The organism is Blautia sp. HCP3S3_H10_2 (assembly GCF_052122375.1).
Classification (GTDB): domain Bacteria; phylum Bacillota; class Clostridia; order Lachnospirales; family Lachnospiraceae; genus Blautia_A.
Genome location: NZ_JBQKCL010000010.1, coordinates 62,178 through 80,865, shown reverse-complemented (window position 1 = coordinate 80,865; position 18,688 = coordinate 62,178). Strand labels below are relative to the sequence as shown.

15 protein-coding genes and 1 pseudogene are annotated in these 18,688 nt (G+C 45.5%); all 16 read left to right on the top strand.

All coding sequences use genetic code 11. The features are described from left to right. Positions 1 to 296: 296 nt before the first annotated feature. A complete protein-coding gene (tet(O), locus tag ACTQWB_RS12235) occupies positions 297 to 2,216 on the top strand; it encodes a tetracycline resistance ribosomal protection protein Tet(O) (RefSeq protein ID WP_195249628.1) in 1,920 nt (639 codons plus the stop codon). A 50-nt stretch (positions 2,217 to 2,266) separates the two neighbouring features. Beyond that, positions 2,267 to 3,487, top strand: a complete 1,221-nt coding sequence (gene tet(40) / locus ACTQWB_RS12230; protein ID WP_024407615.1) for a tetracycline efflux MFS transporter Tet(40) — start codon at positions 2,267 to 2,269, stop codon at positions 3,485 to 3,487. A 599-nt stretch (positions 3,488 to 4,086) separates the two neighbouring features. Next, on the top strand, positions 4,087 to 4,596 hold the full coding sequence (locus ACTQWB_RS12225) for a sigma-70 family RNA polymerase sigma factor (protein ID WP_105116765.1): 510 nt from the start codon (positions 4,087 to 4,089) through the stop codon (positions 4,594 to 4,596). Positions 4,597 to 4,690: 94 nt separating this feature from the next. After that, on the top strand, positions 4,691 to 5,116 hold the full coding sequence (locus ACTQWB_RS12220) for a sigma-70 family RNA polymerase sigma factor (RefSeq protein WP_000323895.1): 426 nt from the start codon (positions 4,691 to 4,693) through the stop codon (positions 5,114 to 5,116). Positions 5,117 to 5,199: 83 nt separating this feature from the next. Next, on the top strand, positions 5,200 to 5,673 hold the full coding sequence (locus ACTQWB_RS12215) for a sigma factor-like helix-turn-helix DNA-binding protein (RefSeq protein WP_000323521.1): 474 nt from the start codon (positions 5,200 to 5,202) through the stop codon (positions 5,671 to 5,673). Positions 5,674 to 5,826: 153 nt separating this feature from the next. After that, positions 5,827 to 6,858, top strand: a complete 1,032-nt coding sequence (locus ACTQWB_RS12210; RefSeq protein WP_001170965.1) for an AAA family ATPase — start codon at positions 5,827 to 5,829, stop codon at positions 6,856 to 6,858. A gap of 518 nt (positions 6,859 to 7,376) precedes the next feature. Next, positions 7,377 to 8,342, top strand: a complete 966-nt coding sequence (gene mobV / locus ACTQWB_RS12205; protein WP_001145977.1) for a MobV family relaxase — start codon at positions 7,377 to 7,379, stop codon at positions 8,340 to 8,342. A 7-nt stretch (positions 8,343 to 8,349) separates the two neighbouring features. Then, positions 8,350 to 9,204, top strand: coding sequence for a ParB/RepB/Spo0J family partition protein (locus tag ACTQWB_RS12200; RefSeq protein ID WP_000743701.1), 855 nt, complete (start codon positions 8,350 to 8,352; stop codon positions 9,202 to 9,204). Between the two features lie 76 nt (positions 9,205 to 9,280). Continuing rightward, positions 9,281 to 9,511, top strand: a complete 231-nt coding sequence (locus ACTQWB_RS12195) for a YdbC family protein (RefSeq protein ID WP_000659121.1) — start codon at positions 9,281 to 9,283, stop codon at positions 9,509 to 9,511. Between the two features lie 70 nt (positions 9,512 to 9,581). Beyond that, positions 9,582 to 9,773: a hypothetical protein gene (locus ACTQWB_RS12190; protein WP_000503424.1), complete on the top strand. Its 192-nt coding sequence runs from the start codon at positions 9,582 to 9,584 to the stop codon at positions 9,771 to 9,773. Positions 9,774 to 9,826: 53 nt separating this feature from the next. After that, positions 9,827 to 11,728, top strand: a complete 1,902-nt coding sequence (locus ACTQWB_RS12185) for a recombinase family protein (protein WP_441501917.1) — start codon at positions 9,827 to 9,829, stop codon at positions 11,726 to 11,728. Next, positions 11,677 to 12,696, top strand: a pseudogene (locus ACTQWB_RS12180) (helicase); the annotation flags it as partial. The gene ACTQWB_RS12185 and the pseudogene ACTQWB_RS12180, both read left to right, overlap by 52 nt. Positions 12,697 to 12,870: 174 nt before the next feature. Beyond that, positions 12,871 to 13,785 carry an ORF6N domain-containing protein gene (locus tag ACTQWB_RS12175; protein ID WP_441501915.1) on the top strand — a complete coding sequence of 305 codons (915 nt, stop codon included), beginning with the start codon at positions 12,871 to 12,873 and terminating at the stop codon, positions 13,783 to 13,785. 37 nt (positions 13,786 to 13,822) lie between these two features. Then, entirely contained in the window at positions 13,823 to 14,557 is a 735-nt protein-coding gene (locus tag ACTQWB_RS12170; RefSeq protein WP_441501914.1) for an 8-oxo-dGTP diphosphatase, read from the top strand. Between the two features lie 63 nt (positions 14,558 to 14,620). Then, complete coding sequence (gene srtB / locus ACTQWB_RS12165) at positions 14,621 to 15,385, top strand: class B sortase (RefSeq protein ID WP_441501913.1); 765 nt, start codon at positions 14,621 to 14,623, stop codon at positions 15,383 to 15,385. 13 nt (positions 15,386 to 15,398) lie between these two features. Continuing rightward, the gene (locus ACTQWB_RS12160; protein WP_441501912.1) at positions 15,399 to 18,524 is read left to right on the top strand and encodes a YodL domain-containing protein; all 3,126 of its coding nucleotides are present in this window, start codon (positions 15,399 to 15,401) and stop codon (positions 18,522 to 18,524) included. Positions 18,525 to 18,688: the final 164 nt, after the last annotated feature.

The window sequence follows — 18,688 nt, the reverse complement described above, 5'->3', positions numbered from 1 at the left end:
GGTTAAGGAATATAATTAGATTCAGTATTATACAAGGAGTTAATAAATATGCGGCAAGGTATTCTTAAATAAACTGTCAATTTGATAGTGGGAACAAAAAGTAGCAGTCCCGTTTCACTTTTAATATGGGGCTTAGTTTTTTGTACCCAGTTTAAGAATACTTTTATCATGTAATTTTATATGCCCGAAAACATATAAGTGTTTTGGGGCTATTGGAGTTATTTACCCAGTGATAGGAGTATTTATCACTGGGTATTTTTATGCCCTTTTTTGGGTGTTGATAGGAGGAAAATCACATGAAAATAATTAACTTAGGCATTCTGGCTCACGTTGACGCAGGAAAGACAACATTAACGGAAAGTTTATTATATACCAGTGGTGCAATTGCAGAACCAGGGAGCGTAGATGAAGGCACAACAAGGACAGATACAATGAATTTGGAGCGTCAAAGGGGAATCACTATCCAGACAGCAGTGACATCTTTTCAGTGGGAGGATGTAAAAGTCAACATTATAGATACGCCAGGCCATATGGATTTTTTGGCGGAAGTATACCGTTCTTTATCCGTTTTAGACGGAGCAGTATTATTAGTTTCTGCAAAGGATGGCATACAGGCACAGACCCGTATACTGTTTCATGCACTACAGACAATGAAGATTCCGACAATCTTTTTCATCAATAAAATTGACCAAGAGGGGATTGATTTGCCAATGGTATATCGGGAAATGAAAGCAAAGCTTTCTTCGGAAATTATAGTGAAGCAAAAGGTTGGGCAGCATCCCCATATAAATGTAACGGACAATGACGATATGGAACAGTGGGATGCGGTAATTATGGGAAACGATGAACTATTAGAGAAATATATGTCAGGGAAACCGTTTAAAATGTCAGAACTGGAACAGGAAGAAAACAGGAGATTCCAAAACGGAACGTTATTTCCCGTTTATCACGGAAGCGCTAAAAACAATCTGGGGATTCGGCAGCTTATAGAAGTGATTGCCAGTAAATTTTATTCATCAACGCCTGAAGGTCAATCTGAATTATGCGGGCAGGTTTTTAAGATTGAATATTCAGAGAAAAGGCGGCGTTTTGTTTATGTGCGTATATATAGCGGAACATTGCATTTGAGGGATGTTATTAGAATATCTGAAAAAGAGAAAATAAAAATCACAGAGATGTGTGTTCCGACAAACGGTGAATTATATCCATCCGATACAGCCTGCTCTGGTGATATTGTAATTTTACCAAATGATGTTTTGCAGCTAAACAGTATTTTGGGGAACGAAATGCTGTTGCCGCAGAGAAAATTTATTGAAAATCCTCTCCCTATGCTCCAAACAACGATTGCAGTAAAGAAACCTGAACAGCGGGAAATATTGCTTGGGGCACTTACAGAAATTTCAGATGGCGACCCTCTTTTAAAATATTATGTGGATACTACAACGCATGAGATTATACTTTCTTTTTTGGGGAATGTGCAGATGGAAGTCATTTGTGCCATCCTTGAGGAAAAATATCATGTGGAGGCAGAAATAAAAGAGCCTACTGTTATATATATGGAAAGACCGCTTAGAAAAGCAGAATATACCATCCACATAGAAGTCCCGCCAAATCCTTTCTGGGCTTCTGTCGGGTTGTCCATAGAGCCGCTCCCTATTGGAAGCGGAGTGCAGTATGAAAGCAGAGTTTCACTTGGATATTTAAATCAATCGTTCCAAAATGCGGTTATGGAGGGGGTTCTTTATGGCTGCGAGCAGGGGCTGTATGGATGGAAAGTGACAGACTGTAAAATCTGTTTTGAATATGGATTGTATTATAGTCCTGTAAGTACCCCCGCAGACTTTCGGCTGCTTTCCCCTATCGTATTGGAGCAGGCTTTAAAAAAAGCAGGGACAGAACTATTAGAGCCATATCTCCACTTTGAAATTTATGCACCGCAGGAATATCTCTCACGGGCGTATCATGATGCTCCAAGGTATTGTGCAGATATTGTAAGTACTCAGATAAAGAATGACGAGGTCATTCTGAAAGGAGAAATCCCTGCTAGATGTATTCAAGAATACAGGAACGATTTAACTTATTTCACAAATGGGCAGGGAGTCTGCTTGACAGAGTTAAAAGGATACCAGCCAGCTATTGGTAAATTTATTTGCCAACCCCGCCGCCCGAATAGCCGTATAGATAAGGTTCGGCATATGTTCCACAAGTTAGCTTAACAGCTTGCAAAAGTCATATAAAATGAGATTTGAAAGGAGAATGTAACTTCATGTTTGCTAAAAATTCAAAGGCATATTCTGTCTACCTGCTGTTCCGATTTGTCTGTTCCCTGGCGGTTTCTATGTCCACAGTGCTTTCCATCGTGTACCACCTGGAGGTGGTGCAGCTGGATGCTTTCCAGCTTGTCCTGGTAGGGACGGTTCTGGAGACCTCCTGCTTTCTGTTCGAGATACCCACCGGTGTGGTGGCGGATTTGTATAGCCGTCGGCGCTCGGTGCTGATTGGAATGTTCCTCTACGGCCTGGGCTTTCTGATGGAGGGTGCGCTACCGTGGTTCGCGCCGGTTCTGCTGGCCCAGGTTGTCTGGGGTTGCGGTGATACCTTCATCACCGGCGCTCTGGAGGCGTGGATTGCCTCGGAGGAAGAGGACAAACCCATAGACAAGGTGTTCCTGCGGGGCAGTCAAATGGGGCAAATCGGCGGCGTTCTGGGCGTGGTGCTGGGCACACTGCTGGGAAACATAAACCTGCAAATGCCTGTCATCTTGGGGGGCAGTTTGTGCTTGTTGTTGGGGCTGGTGATGGTTCGCATCATGCCAGAAACCAACTTCTCCCCTGCTATTGAGGAACGGCAGGGCTTGCTTAAAGACTTTGTCTGCCTGTTCAAGCTCAACCTGGGCTTTGTGAAAGGCGCACCTGTGTTGCTGGCGCTCTTAGCAATCACACTATGCGGGGGACTTGCCAGTGAAGGCTTTGACCGGCTCTCCACCGCTCATTTTCTGGATGACACGGTAATACCCGTTATCGGGCCGCTGAACAGCGTCACTTGGTTCGGTGTTATCAGTCTTATCGGCAACGGCTTAGGTATTCTGGCTTCTCAGTTGCTCATCGCCCGCATGGAGAAAAAAGGGACTGTCAGCCGAACCAGTGTGGTCATGTCCACCAGCGCCGGGTATATCCTGTGCCTGGTTCTCTTCGCGGTGGGGCGGAGCTTTTGGTTCATGTTGTTGGTGTTCCTGCTGGCGGGGCTTATGCGCACCATCAAGGAGCCTGTGCTGGCCGCCTGGATGAACGACCATGTGGATGAGAAAATGCGCGCCACAGTCTTTTCCACCAGCGGACAGCTGGACTCTTTCGGGCAGATCATCGGCGGGCCTATTGTGGGGCTGGTAGCCCAGCAGGTGTCCATACCCTGGGGGCTGGTCTGTACCGCTTTCCTGCTGTTGCCCGCGCTGTTCTTAGTGCCGGTGGCGGGAAAGAAGCGGGATTGATATGGCATAGTTAAGTTTACTGACGAGCGGGAGATTACTTCCGCTCGTCTTCATTTAGTAGCGCAAAATTTGAGGACTCTTTATTTCCTTATTCGGTATAGCGGAGGCGGCTGTCAATTCGACATAATTTTCTTGTGATACTTTACCGTACATGAGCATTTGTTTCGTATTTGAAAGAACAAACTCACCAAATAAAAAAAACGATATTCGGGTGGGTTATTTTGTTATACCCTAAATTACCCTCTGAATTTGTTTTTAAATTTGGAGGGATTTTTTTATGTCCTTTTTTCGGGCAGTTATCTATCTGCTCATACGAAGCAAAATTTATCAATACATAGCATATCAGAGAACGGCAGGAAACCAGTTAAAAAAATTTCTGCCAGTGCAACGGTACTTCTCACCTTGAAAGTAGAAGTACAATCTCCATACAATAGAATTACTATTTCCTATAACCGTAAAGGTCACAGAGCCTTTGCGGTTTTTCTTTTGTCGATTTTTGTTGGAAAGTGCCGTAGGGCTGTTTCTGATATGCGGTGTCGTTCTCCGCCTCTCCATCTGGATTTTTTACATTTCAAAAATTCAGATGGGAGGTATTTATGGTGAAATATGCACCAAGAAAGGTATATATCAGAGAAAGTGGCGGCTATGTGGAATTATCCTACACGGAGTTCTGCCGTTGCAGGGAATCCGACCAGACCTATATGGACAAGCTGTTTATCCCCATTCAAGGCTGTCTGCTTGAAGTCGTGAGGGAGCAATACACAGACTTCTACCGTGACAAGGAACGGTGGCGTTATCTGCAAAAATTAGATACAAAGAATAGACTGCTATCTCTCGACGGATTTACGGACAGCGAGGGGAATCCTCTGGACTTTATCACTGATGAAGCGGTGGACATTGCAGAAACCGTTGTCAATGCGGTCATGGTGGACAGGCTGAAAGCCGCCCTGCCTTTGCTGTCGGATAGTGAACAGGAGCTGATACAGGCAATCTTTTTTGACGGACTTTCCGAGCGTGAAGTCGGGGCGAGGTTGGGCATAACCCAGAGCGTTGTAAACAAACGCAAAGCCAGAATCCTAATAAAACTAAGAAAGATAATAGAAAATTAAAATTTAAGGCGTTCAGCCCCCTTGTTTTTTCCTTTGGGAAGATGAGGGGGCTTTTCTCTGCCCTCTCAATCAATTCTGATTGGAGGAAGTAAGAATGGCATACAACCACGGACGGGAGGACAGGAAATGGCGTATCTGGAAAGAAGCGGAGGAAAAGCTGCTGCGTGAGTGCGGCGTTGATGAAGCGACCATTGAGCAGATACGCATGGCGGACAGGGCAGACTTCAATTCCAACAGGCGGTTTTACCGATGGACGAATGACGTTGCGGAATATCTTGAGGACATGGCAGGCAGGGAGCGGCAGGCGGAAGTGGGTACGGTTGCGGAGTTACTGGAAGAGATTGAGAGCGAAAATCTCTATCAAGTATTAGTCACGGTGGACGGGCGTACCTTGAAAATCGTCCTGCTGAAAATGCAGGGGTATTCCACAAAGGAGATTGCCCCGCTTGTGCATTTGACGACTGGTGCCATCTATGCGAGGTTAGACCATCTGCGGAAGAAGCTTCGGAAAATTTTGTAAGCGTCTAATACATCCCATTATTCTGCGGGCTACTGGGTGGGGAGTGGAATCTCCCCGCTTATTTTTGGCAGGAGGAAAACGGGATGGCATATAAAGCTAAGGCGTACACGCTTCGGGAGGAATCCACGGAAAGCGGTATAAGGTATTTTATCAGTTTTAAGGACGGGCAGGGGGAACACCACGAACTGGAAGTATCCGAGCAGTTATTCTTTGAATTTCGGCAGATGGAACGCAGGAACAGGAATCTTCTCCAATGGGACGAGCGGCACAGGGAGTTTTCGGAAGTATGGGACGAAACGCTGAACAGGCGGGCGTTAAAGCTGCCTAAGAGCATTGAGGAACAAATGATTGAAGCAGAACGGGCGGAACTGCTCTGTAAGGCGGTTGACAGACTGCCAGAGATACAAAGGCGACGTTTCCTGCTCTACTACGAGTATGAGTTCAATTTTTACCAAATCGCCGCTATGGAGCATTGCACCGCTTCTGCAATACAGAAATCCGTTGCTGTTGCAAAGAAGAAAGTAAAAGCGGAAATGAGGAAATATCTCCAACCATGACCGACACCGCCCGAAAAAGAAATCTGTTTTTTATTTGTGTGGGATTGGCGGTATTACATACTCTCACTTTTTTCGTGGGAGTAAATCTATTTTTAAGGAGGTCAACGCCTATGTGCAACAAAAACAAGATAACTGCCCGAAAGGAGGAAACCCATGCAGAAGTTACAGACAGTCAACGCCGAAACGCTCCTTTATGAGCCGCTTGAGAAGCCGTCCTTTGTGGTGGACAGCCTTATCCCCACAGGCTTGTCGCTGTTCTGCGGCTCACAGAAGATAGGCAAGAGCTGGCTCATGCTGAAGCTGTGCTTATGCGTGTCGCAGGGAATCCCCTTATGGGACATGACGACAATGGAGGGCGATGTGCTTTACCTCTGCCTTGAGGACACGTTCTGCCGCATACAGGACAGGCTGTTCCGTTTGACGGACGAAGCGAGCGGGCGGCTTCATTTTGCCGTGGCAAGCTGCAAGCTGTCAGACGGTCTTATCGTGCAGCTTGAGGATTATCTGAAAGACTATCCAGACAGCAGGCTCATTGTCATTGATACCTTGCAGAAAGTCCGTACAGCTTCAAAAGACAACGCCTATGCAAGCGACTATGGGGACATCTCCCTAATCAAAGATTTTGCCGACAGGCACTCTCTGGCGGTCATTGTCGTACACCACATCCGAAAGCAGAATGACAGCGATGTGTTCAACAAGGTGTCTGGGACGACAGGCTTAACGGGGAGTGCGGACGCTACCTTTGTTCTGGAAAAGGAGAAACGGGCATCTGACACCGCCAAGCTGTATGTAACGGGCAGGGACACGCCCTATCAGGAATACACGCTCCGTTTCCGTGATTGCAGTTGGGAACTTGTGGAGAGGAAAACGCAGGAGCAGCTTGCGAAAGAAACGATACCAGATGTCCTTTTTCGGTTGGTGGATTTTATGAGGGATAAGGAAGAATGGGCAGGCACGGCAACGGAGCTGTTAGCCGCTATGGGGGAAACGGAAACCATACCCACGGTGATTACGAAATGGCTGAATGAATATCACACCACATTTTTAAGCGAGAACCGTATCTGCTACCAGTACAGCCGCAGGAAAGACGGCAGGCAGATTGCCCTTGCAAGGAGGGCGGGTGACAGCGGTGACGGCGGTGACAGCGATATTGGGATACCCCCTGTTACTGTCATTGACGCTTAAAGCCATGTAAAGTTGGCGGCTCTGCCCTGCGGGTGACAGCGGTGACGGCAGTGACAGTGATTTTAGGATACCCTGCCGCTGTCATCCCTACGGGAGAACACCCCGCAAACGCAAAATGCAGGCGTGGGATTCACCCGCCCTTTTCGGGCGTGTAAAATCACCCCTGCGGTCAGAAAAATCTCTCCGATTTTTCCGACTGCGTTTACAGGGTGTAACACACTACACTTTGCCCTGCAAAGAGCCGTGTGCCAGACGTTCCCTCTGGACTCCCTTATGGCAGGTCTTACGCCCTGCTATCCTACGCCTTGCGGCTTCGGATAAAAGAACGGCGGCATGACGGTTACAGCTCTTGCGAGGGAGTATCCCAAAAACACCGTCACCATCGTCATGACCGTCATGCAGGGGATAAGGGTGACAGTTACGGCAATCGGCAGGGGGCATCCCAAAACTGCCGTCACCACCGTCACCGCTGTCACCCAAAGGGCAGTTACCCGCCGAAGAAAGGAAGATGATGGATTATGCCCTATGCAATCCTGCGTTTCCAGAAACGCAAAGCGGGCGGCGTTGCGGCTTGCGAACGCCACAACGAGCGGAAGAAAGAAGCCTACAAAAGCAACCCAGATATCGACATGGAACGCTCTAAAAATAACTATCATCTTGTCGCACCGCCAAAGTACACCTATAAGAAAGAGATTAACCGAAAGGTAGCCGAAGCAGGGTGCAGGACAAGGAAAGACAGCGTGATGATGGTGGAAACGCTCATCACGGCTTCACCAGAATTTATGAACCAGTTACCGCCCGAAGAACAGAAAGCGTATTTTACGATGGCTCTGGATTTCATTTCGGAGCGTGTCGGGGAGCAGAATATCCTCTCCGCAGTCGTCCACATGGACGAGAGAACGCCCCATATGCACCTCTGCTTTGTGCCGATTACACCAGACAATAAGCTGTCCGCCAAAACAATTTTAGGCAATCAAAAGAGCCTGTCGGAGTGGCAGACCGCCTACCATGAGCGGATGTCCTCACGTTGGAATCAGCTTGAGAGAGGTCAATCTTCGATGGAAACCAAGCGGAAACACGTCCCCACATGGCTCTATAAGTTGGGCGGCAGGCTTGATAAGCAGTATGGGGAAATCGTGTCTGCCCTGTCCGACATCAACGCCTTTAACGCAGGGAAAAAGCGTGACAAGGCTCTGGAACTGGTTGCCGCATGGCTGCCCGAAGTGGAGAAATTCTCTAAGGAAATCGGCAGACAGCAGGCGTATATCGACAGCTTAAAGGAGCAAATCGGGCAGGAAGCCGACTATGCAGGGCGTATGCGTGATGAAAAGTACGAGCAGGAATTAAAGGTGCAGAAAGCCAACCAGAGGATATTTGAATTGCAGAGAACCAACGAGCAGATGGGGCGGCTGCTCTCAAAGATACCGCCAGAAGTGTTGGAAGAATTACAGAGAACAGGCAGAAACAAATCAAGAGAAAGGTAAAAAGTGAATGAAGAAACAGGATTTTAAGGTGTTAAAGACCAAAGATTTATACCCGTTTCCCGACAATCCGTTTCATGTTGTGGAGGATGAAACGCTGTCAGAGTTAGCGGAAAGCATCAAGGAATTTGGCATTGTCACGCCGATAATCACACGCCCGAAAGAGGACGGGAACGGTTATGAAGTGATTGCGGGGCAGCGGCGTGTCCGTGCGTCCGAACTTGCAGGTATAAATACCGTGCCTGCATTTGTCCTGCCCTTAGACCGTGACCGAGCCATCATCACCCTTGTAGACAGTAATTTACAGCGTGAAAATATCCTGCCATCGGAGCGGGCGTTTGCCTACAGGATGAAATCCGAAGCCATGAAGCGGCAGGGTTTCCGCACAGACTTAACCTCGTCACAAGTTGTGACGAAGTTGCGGACGGACGACAAAGTGGCACAGGGCTTCGGCGTGGGCAGGATGACCGTCCAGCGTTTTATCCGCCTGACGGAACTGATACCGCCGATTTTGCAGATGGTGGACGAGGGGAAAATCGCCCTCACACCTGCGGTGGAACTGTCCTTTTTGAAGAAAGACGAGCAGGAAAATCTCTTTGCCACGATGGAGAGCGAAGAAGCAACGCCCTCACTCTCACAGGCACAGCGGATGAAAAGCATGAGCCAGAGCGGGCAGCTTGACATGGATATGATATTTTCCATTATGACGGAGGAAAAGGGAAACCAGAAAGAAACCTTGAAAATCAACACAAGCAAACTGAAAAAATACTTTCCGAAGGACACAACGCCGAAGCAGATGGAGGAAACCATCATCCGACTTCTGGAACGTGAGTTGCAGAGAAAACGGAGCAGGGACAGCCGCTAACCTTCTTTTTTCGGGAAGTAAATGCAGGAATTTGGAACAGAAGAAAGACAGAATTTTAAGGAGAATGAGGTAAGGAATGAAAGAAATCCAGTATGAGATTGTAAAGGAAATCGCCGTATTGTCTGCGAGTGACAGCGGCTACACAAAGGAAATCAATCTTATTTCATGGAACGGGAGAGAGCCGAAATATGACATCCGCAGCTTTTCCCCGAACCGTGAGAAGTGCGGAAAGGGTATCACGTTGAACGCTGATGAAGCAGCGGCACTCCTTGAAGCATTACAGAAAGAAGTAAACAGCGGGGATTGATGGTATCTGATTGACAGGGCGGGGCGTTTCCAGACGTTCTCCTGCCCTGTCTGGAAAGGAAGATTTAAGTATGGGCGAGGATAGGAAAACAACTGGAAGAAGAAAGCGTATTGTGCCAAAAGGGCAAGTACAAATGATTATCAGTCGAGAATATATCGGCACACAGACCGTTGCAGAAGCGTTTGTCCCGATTATCTCCGAGGATATTCGGAAGAAGATTGCCGAGGGCGACACCTTCGACAATGAGGGGCTGTCCGCTTAGAATGTACGCAATGGAACATGAAAACGTTAGGACAGATATGGAGGTTTTACAGTATGGCAGGAATAAGAACGGAGAACAAGATTTATGAAGTCGGCATTTACTGCCGCTTATCAAAGGACGATGGCACGGATAACGAGAGTGCGAGCATTGCGACACAAAAATCCATCCTCACGGATTATGTGAAAAGGCAGGGATGGCATTTAGCAAAAACGTATGTTGACGATGGCTACTCTGGAACAAATTTCCAAAGACCAAGTTTCCAGAATATGATTAAGGACATTGAAAACGGGCTGATAAACTGCGTGATTACAAAAGATTTATCCCGTCTGGGGAGGAACTATCTTGATTGTGGGTTATATCTGGAAGTCTTTTTCCCAGAGCATAACGTGAGGTATATAGCGGTCAATGACGGCGTGGACACCTTAAACAAATCCGCTATGGACATCACGCCTTTCCGCAACATCCTAAACGAAATGTATTCTGCCGATGTGTCAGTCAAGATAAAATCGGCGTACCGTGCGAGGTTTCAGCAGGGGAAATTCATGGGAACAACAGCCCCTTATGGCTATGTCAAAGACCCTGCCGACCACAACCATCTGCTGATAGATGACAAAGTTGCCCATGTGGTAAGGGAGATATTCGACCTTGCGTTAGCGGGCAACGGCATCGCCAAAATCCGCAAGCACATCAACAAACAGCATATCCTACGCCCTGCCGCTTATGCGGTGGAGCAAGGGGCAACAGGCTATGAGCGGTACTTTGAGGATAACGAGGAAAACCGTTATATTTGGAGCGAGAACAGCGTGAGGGGCATTTTAAGAAGCCCGATATATGCGGGCAACCTTGCAGGCTACAAGCGGATTGCAGCCAACATGAAAAGCAAGAAACGCCCCTCTAAGCTGCCCGAAGAATGGGAAGTGATACCAGACACCCATGAGGGGATAGTCACGCAGGAGGAATTTGACACCGTACAGCAGCTTATGACGAGCCGCAGGCGGGAGCAGAACGCAGGGGGATTTGAGAATATCTTTTCGGGCGTTATCAAGTGTGCGGACTGCGGCTATGCGATGCGGGCGGCGAGTGCCAACAGGAGGAAACGCCCCGACATCATCGACTGCGTACAATACACCTGCAATAATTATGGCAGATATGGCAATGTTATGTGTACCGCACACAGCATTGAAGCGAGGGACTTATTCAATGCCGTCCTTGCCGACATCAACCGCTTTGCGGATATGGCGGTCAATGATGAAAAGGCGGTCAGAGCCATAGAAAGGCGGCTCACGGAAACAGACCAGAGCAGGGCGAAATCATTAGAGAAAGAAAAGAAGAAGCTGAACAAACGCCTTGCGGAGCTTGACAGGCTGTTTTCCTCTCTCTATGAGGACAAGGTAATGGAGCGTATCACGGAGCGGAATTTTGAGATGATGTCGGGGAAATACCAGAAAGAGCAGCTTGAAATTGAAGCACGGCTGAAAGAGGTAACGGAAACGCTCAATGACAGCTATGAGAAATCGCAGGGCGTGAGGGACTTTCTATCCCTAATCCGCAACTATCAGGGGCTGAAAGAGTTGGACGCAACCATCATAAACGCACTCATAGACAAGATACTTGTTTCGGAACGTGAGAAACTTGCGGACGGGACAGTAAGGCAGGAAATCAAGATTTACTATAAATTCATCGGCTTTGTCGGTGAATTACATATCACACCCACAAAGCGGTGGACGGCGTTAAAGCCTAAAAATTGTACGGTGTGCGGTGTTGAATACGTCCCCAGCTCTGGAATATCAAAGTATTGTCCCGCTTGTGCTAAGAGGATACAGAGGGAGAAATCAAACGAGAGCAAACGCAGGAGTAGGGAGAGGAACCGAAGGGCATGTATTGAACTGTCCGCAAAAAATGACCGACTGACCTGGAACAAAGGGAAGGGCGTATCATCCGTCAGGGTAATATGAACAAGAAAGTGCATATCTATCGCTATGTGACGGAAGGAACCTTCGACAGTTACATGTGGCAGCTGATTGAAAGCAAGCAGAAATTCATTTCCCAGATCATGACCAGCAAATCCCCGGTGCGAAGCTGCGAGGATGTGGACGATACGGCGTTGTCCTATGCGGAGGTAAAAGCCCTGGCAACGGGGAATCCGGCGATCAAGGAAAAAATGGCACTGGATGTGGAAGTATCGAAGCTGAAGCTGCTGAAAGCGAATTTTGTGAGCAATCATTACCGGCTGGAAGATGATATTTCAAAGAATTTCCCGCAGCAGATAGCAGTCCTTAAGGAAAATATCGAAGGATACAAATCAGATCTGGAACAGTATCAGGCAAATAAGATCACGGATCCGGAGAGATTTGTGATGGAAGTCGGCGGCACTGCTTTTTATGAAAAAAAGGAAGCAGGAGCAGCCCTCCTTGCTGTCTGCCAGTCCATGAAACAGGCGGATGCCATGATTAATGTCGGACAGTATCAAGGATTTTCCATCCGCTTAAAGTTTGATTCCTGGAACAAGGAATTTATCCTTTCCCTGAAAAATGAAAATGTATATCGTGTCAGCCTTGGTTCCGATGAAAACGGTAATATCATCAGGATCAATAACGCATTGGAGGCAATCCCGCAAAAACTGGCAGAAGCAGAACGTAAGCTTGAGACAGTGCAGGGACAGATGAAAAATGCGATGGAAGAGGTGAAAAAACCGTTCCCGAAAGAGGAAGAACTGAACCAGAAACTGGAGCGTCTGTCGGAACTGAATGCATTGCTGAACATGGATGAAAAGGAAACTGTGATGGAAGGGGAAGCAGAGCAGGATGAGCCTGGAAAAGAAAAACGTTCTATTCATGAAAAAATCAGTGCATATAAAAAGAGTACTCAACTGGAAAATACTGAAGACAGAATCGGGATATCAAGCGAGATTTGTATTGGCTAAATAATGGTATGCAAGAGAATGAAAATAATGTAAAATAAAGGCAGGTTTTGAAAATTTATAAAAATGAATGTATCAGCTTGAAGTGCCAAACTTGCATTTCAAGTTGAGTAAGGAGATTATATGGCTGATCAAATGACAAATGAAGTGATAGACCAGGGAACTGCGGAAGCACAGATGGTAGAAGTTGTACAGCCTGCTATTGAAAAACTAATTTATGTCATCCGTGACAAACAGGTTATGATAGATAGTGATCTTGCAATGCTTTATCATGTGGAGACCAAGCGGTTGAATGAGGCTGTAAAAAGAAATATCGCCCGGTTTCCAGAAGAATTCCGGTTTCAACTGACAGAAAAAGAAACAGAGAGTTTGAGGTCGCAAATTGCGACCTCAATGAAAAGTAACGGGGACAATGAGAAAAAAGGCGGAAGAAGATATCTGCCATATGCCTTTACAGAGCAGGGAATTGCTATGCTTTCTGCAGTACTCAGAAGTGACGTAGCCATTCAGGTCAGTATTAATATCATGAATGCTTTTGTAGAGATGAGGCGTTTTATTGCCAATAATGCTCTGCTTTTTGAGCGTATCAGTACTGTTGAATTAAAACAGTTGGAATACCAGAAAAAAACTGATGAAAAGCTTGAGCAGATATTTGAGTACATAGCTGATCATGAGGAGTCAAATCAAAAGGTATTTTTTGATGGGCAAATATATGATGCTTTCAGCTTGATTGTAAGTCTGATTCAAAAAGCAGAAAAAGAAATTACTTTAATTGACGGCTATGTCGATGTAGGAACGCTGAACCTGCTTTCAAAGAAAAAAGATAATGTAAACGTTACAGTATATACGTTAAAAAGAACAAAATTGTCAAAAACGGATGTTGATAATTTTAATATGCAGTATCCAACATTGGATGTGAAATATACGAACGTATTTCATGACCGCTTTTTAATCCTTGATAGAAAAACGGCGTATCATATAGGAGCGTCGCTAAAAGATGCTGGAAAGAAGTGCTTTGGCATTAACCGGATTGAAGATGCCGGTATTATAAGGGATATTTTGCAGAGGTTGGAGTTAGAAACGGAAGAATAGAAGGGAGATGGTACCATTGTCCCGGAAGAACCATAAAATGATTGATGGCAAACTTCTTCAGACGGATAAGAAGTATTCTCATCTGAAATTGAAACAAAAGGAAAGAATAGCTGAATGGATGTATCTGGAGACAAAAGCATATTATGAGAAGAATTATACATTTCCCGGGGATAAGCAAATCGGGGACGTTATCTCAAAAGTATATGAGCGGATCACCGATGCAGACATATGGGTTCCTTATGGAGAAGTTGTGAAGCATTATAAGAAAAAGAGGGCTGATATTAACAAACGTGTGAGACGGTCCCTTAACCAGCATGAGGAAAAGAAAACGGAAACAGTCTGCTTCATGAATCTATGTATGGTGCAGGATGGAAAAGGAAATGTACTTGCACTGGACAAAGTAAATGACAGTTATACCGGAACAACGTTTCCGGGTGGACATGTGGAAAAAGGGGAGATTTTTACAGATGCTGTCATCCGTGAAGTTTACGAAGAGACGGGACTTACGATTGAAAACCCCCTGTTCTGTGGCGTATATCATTGGAATAAATCGGGTACGCATTATGTGATTTTCCTGTATAAAGCAGATCAATATTCAGGAATATTACATAGCTCTGAGGAAGGAAAAGTTTACTGGATCCCGATGGATGAGTTTAAAGAAAAGGAACTTGCTACTGGGATGGAATACGTTTTGCAGATGATGGAATCTGCACAGATGAATGAGTGCTATATGCGTCTGGAAGATGGAAAATATGTAGGAACTTTATATTAAGTTATGGCGTTTGCCGGCAGTGAAATACCTGCCGGTTTTTTCATGCCCGGAAGGAGGTGCTATGTGAGGAAAACAGAAAAAGTAATGTTGATTGTGTTTCTGGTAATTTCGTTGATATGTGGGAAATTCCTCTTGGATTACTGGAAAGATTCTTATGACAACAGACAGAATTACCGGCAGGTGGAAGAGATAGCGTTTCCGGAAAAGGATACTGAGGATGATGGATCAGAATCCAATGAGGATAATCCAACGACAGAGATAGATGACTTTGATTATCAGTCATTGCTGGATGAAAATTCAGACTGCATCGGGTGGCTAAAGATTGAGGGGACCGATATCAGTTATCCAGTCGTGCAGGGAGAAGATAATGGGTTTTATCTCCACCACGATTTCCAAAAGAATTATGCCATCTGTGGAACACTGATGTTGGACTGCCGGAATGATGTTGAAGCCAGGCAGGAACATTTGATTATTTATGGTCACCAAATGAAAGATGGAAGCATGTTCAAGCAATTGAATGGATATAAAAAAGAAGAGTTTTATCATGAGCATAAGGAGATTACGCTATATCTGGAAAACCAGAAATACCAGTATGAAGTGGCTGCTGTATATGTGACAAATGTGGCACAAAGCGGTGGTTATTATGATTATTTACACAAAGAAACACGAAAACAGCAGATGGATTATTTACAGAAAATGGCAGCTTATCAGCTTTATCCGACGTGTGTTACCGTCAGGGAGGATGATGAGCTGCTTTCTTTATCTACCTGTGAATATACCAGCACAAATGGCAGGCTGATTGTCCTTGCAAGAAGAATTGGACGGTAGGAGGAAAATGAATATGGCAATGAATAGGAATATGACAATTGCAGAAAAAGAAGTCCGGGATTATGCCAAAAGACAGATGAAACGGGCAGAACAGCGGGAAAACATTTTATTTACAGAGGAACAGAAAGAACAGGTTCTGGAATATGCGGCTATGACCGGGGATAATTATGAGATCAGGAAAATGGTCAGAGACCTTGCAGACGCTGTCCGTTCCTCGGATGAAGAGAAGGCGGATGAAATCTTATGGGAAGCCAGAGATATAATTGATGCTTTTCCGGATCGTTCCGTAGGTATGGCAGAGCTAAAGGAATATGGCTATACTGCAGATGATATGTTCCCTCTTCGTCAGGAGATGGCACTGGAGCTTCATCGTGTTGGGGAAAAGGTGTACTGCCTGCAGTCAAATGGCTCACATGGGGACTATGCCAGCAGGAAAATAATACTGGAACATGAAGGTCTCTATGGAATTGAAAAAGAGGCATGGCAGCGTATGCAGGAGCAGGAGGACGAAATAGATTTTGAGGAAGCTGGATTATATCAGCCCCTAATGACAGATCTTGATAGAGATGAAGCATTAAAGATGTTTGATGCGGGGGAGACAGTATTTCTGATTACCACTTATCCAAGACCGATTGCAGTGCGGGAACGGATGGAGATTGAAAGAGGACCGGAGCGTTATCAAATGGAGAGAGAGGATGTGGTACGGATCAGGACGTTGGAAAAACGGATGCAGGAGTATCCACAGGTAAAGTCACTGAAAGAGGCGAAACTTCTTCTGGGGACAGAAAACAGATATGGAATATACCAGATCATAGACGGCAGTCCCGGCAGAGAATATGAATTTATGGATCTGAATTTCATTGAAAGGCATGGGTATCAGGTGAAAAAAGAGGACTATGAGTTAATCTATTCCGATAAAATGCTTTATGGCGACACGTTAGATTCTCTGTATGAGAAATTCAATATTGCCCATCCGGCGGATTATACCGGGCATTCCTTATCGGTAAGCGATATTGTAGTCCTCAATGAAAACGGGAAAGTAAAAGCCTATTTTGTAGACAGTATCAGTTTCCGTGAATTGCCGGATTTCCTGCAATTGGAGCCGGAACTGAACCGAGAGGAAGTGGCTTACCGGATCGGGGATCAATACTTTTCTATTCAGGTGGCAACGGAAGGATATGATTATTCCTTTTATGATAAGGAGTATAAACTCATGGACGGAGGCATTTTAGATGATCCTGATATTTCTATGAGACAGGCTATTCAGGATGTTTTAGAGAATGAAGGACTGGAGCAGTTAGAACGGATACCGGTAGATTATGATGAACTGCAGGAAAAAGCGGAAGAAGTAGAGGCAGAGATCCTTCAGGAAGCAAGAAGTCAGGGAAAGCGGGTGCCGGTGATTTCGGATCATACGGAAGCGGAAGCCGGATTAAATGGAATGAGTCGGTCAGAAATTGAAGAGACCGTATGGGCGATTGCACAGGCAGAGATTATGGAAAATGACCTGGATGCCAGAATACAGGCTGTGCGTGTGTACGGAAGCCGTACAAGGGATGGACTATATAAACAGGATTCTGATGTGGATGTGGTAATCGCTTATGAGGGACCTGTACGTGAGGATGATTTGTTTTCTGCATTGAATGAAGCAGGGTATAAGGTCGGAAATATGAGAGTGGATATGAACCCGATCAGAACGGACAAAACTGGCACATTGGAAGAATTTCTTGAAAAATCAGACCGGTATCTGGATGAAAAAACGGAGCAGATGAAAGCCAGAGGGGAGTACAAGCCATTGGCGAAAGTAGAAGAGCTGGAGGAGGCAAACTACAATATGATCGATAATGTCCTGAACAATATGCCTCCGAAGAAAGAGCCGTATCTGGAATACTATGCTGCGGAATGTGATGAATACCATAGCCTTGGAAGATTATATAAGAGTACCAATCTGGATGAGATTCTTGCAAAATACCGGGAAATCATTGATGACCCAACGTTAAGTTACTATGGAAACGGCATGGGCATTATTTACCGTGACCCGAATGATACTTTTTATGATGAGGCGGAGGTATCTCTGGTCAGCAGGAAATCTATCCGGGGAGACAGCCTGGATGATGTGGCATTTCTGGCAGCACTTCCAATGGTACATGAAGCACTGGAAAAGATTGTAGAAGCATTTCCGGATTTTCGGTATTATCCTCCGAAGGAATTGGATGTTCATTATTATCCGGAGAAAATGAATGCGGATGAACTGGCTGCAGCACTGGATCAATTAGCGGAAGACTTTGACCATTATGATTATCATGATAACTTTAGCCCGGAGGAAGATATGGTGGAAACTGTCGCATTGGAATTAAGATGTGGTTATGCCCATAAGTACATTCCATTTTTGAAAGATATTGTTGATGAGGAATGCGAAGAGTCTCCACGGGCAGAAGAACTTCTGGAGAAACTGAAAGCCTATCAGCCTGAGATACCGGAGACAGCAGTACCGGTTGTCCGCATCAATTTCTGTGAGGATAAGGAAATGAACATTTCCGGTTATCAGAAGCTAGGAAGCCTGGATGAAATAACAGCCAAAATGGATGAAGAACTAGCTTCACACGCAGATCCAAAGACTGGAATGCCGGAGAAAACTGTACAGATGTACTTTACAATTTACTACCCGGATCGTGACCAGATGCAGGAACTAAAAGGGAAAATCAATATCGGAGATGGAAACGGCGGTATTGTGAGCCAGTTGAAGAACCAGAATGAAATGAAGCTGCATGATGAAAGCTGGCTGAATTACCAGAAGGGTAAGGGCGAAGAATCCTTTCAGGCATATATGGCGGATCTTACGGATATGCAGGAGCATGTGCTGCCGTATTTGCAGAGTTTCTGCAGTTTGGAAGAAAAAGCACCTGAACGAGTAGAAGGAGCAGTTCAATTATCGGTGGATGGAGAAAAGAAGTTGGCTGAAAGAGCAGTATCTGATAAGGGCGCCCTAAAACAGGGCTCCCTTGTAGAGAGCAAAAAAACAATGGAGAAAAAGGAAAAGAAATCTATTCATGAGCGGTTGAAAATCAATAAGGAGATTATTGTGAAACAGCAGGGAAAAGATAGCAAAGAGAAAGGGGTTGAGATTGCTAAAGAATGATCGGATAAGGTTAAAAATAGATGATAGCGATTGGATAAGAAGAATTATTCATCGCTATCATTTTCAAAACAATATGCATTTAGTTCTGGATAATCAAGAAATTCTGCTAATCTGATGATTGTGCCGAAGTTCTTTTTCCATCTTTGGTCTTGCCATGGTATTTC

Bases quoted from the DNA above. Each gene is read 5' to 3' on its own strand.
- ACTQWB_RS12220 (WP_000323895.1), top strand. From the start codon at position 4,691: ATGGCATACAACCACGGACGGGAGGACAGGAAATGGCGTATCTGGAAA.
- ACTQWB_RS12215 (WP_000323521.1), top strand. From the start codon at position 5,200: ATGGCATATAAAGCTAAGGCGTACACGCTTCGGGAGGAATCCACGGAA.
- ACTQWB_RS12210 (WP_001170965.1), top strand. From the start codon at position 5,827: ATGCAGAAGTTACAGACAGTCAACGCCGAAACGCTCCTTTATGAGCCG.
- mobV (WP_001145977.1), top strand. From the start codon at position 7,377: ATGCCCTATGCAATCCTGCGTTTCCAGAAACGCAAAGCGGGCGGCGTT.
- ACTQWB_RS12200 (WP_000743701.1), top strand. From the start codon at position 8,350: ATGAAGAAACAGGATTTTAAGGTGTTAAAGACCAAAGATTTATACCCG.
- ACTQWB_RS12195 (WP_000659121.1), top strand. From the start codon at position 9,281: ATGAAAGAAATCCAGTATGAGATTGTAAAGGAAATCGCCGTATTGTCT.
- ACTQWB_RS12190 (WP_000503424.1), top strand. From the start codon at position 9,582: ATGGGCGAGGATAGGAAAACAACTGGAAGAAGAAAGCGTATTGTGCCA.
- ACTQWB_RS12185 (WP_441501917.1), top strand. From the start codon at position 9,827: ATGGCAGGAATAAGAACGGAGAACAAGATTTATGAAGTCGGCATTTAC.
- ACTQWB_RS12175 (WP_441501915.1), top strand. From the start codon at position 12,871: ATGGTAGAAGTTGTACAGCCTGCTATTGAAAAACTAATTTATGTCATC.
- ACTQWB_RS12170 (WP_441501914.1), top strand. From the start codon at position 13,823: ATGATTGATGGCAAACTTCTTCAGACGGATAAGAAGTATTCTCATCTG.
- ACTQWB_RS12160 (WP_441501912.1), top strand. From the start codon at position 15,399: ATGGCAATGAATAGGAATATGACAATTGCAGAAAAAGAAGTCCGGGAT.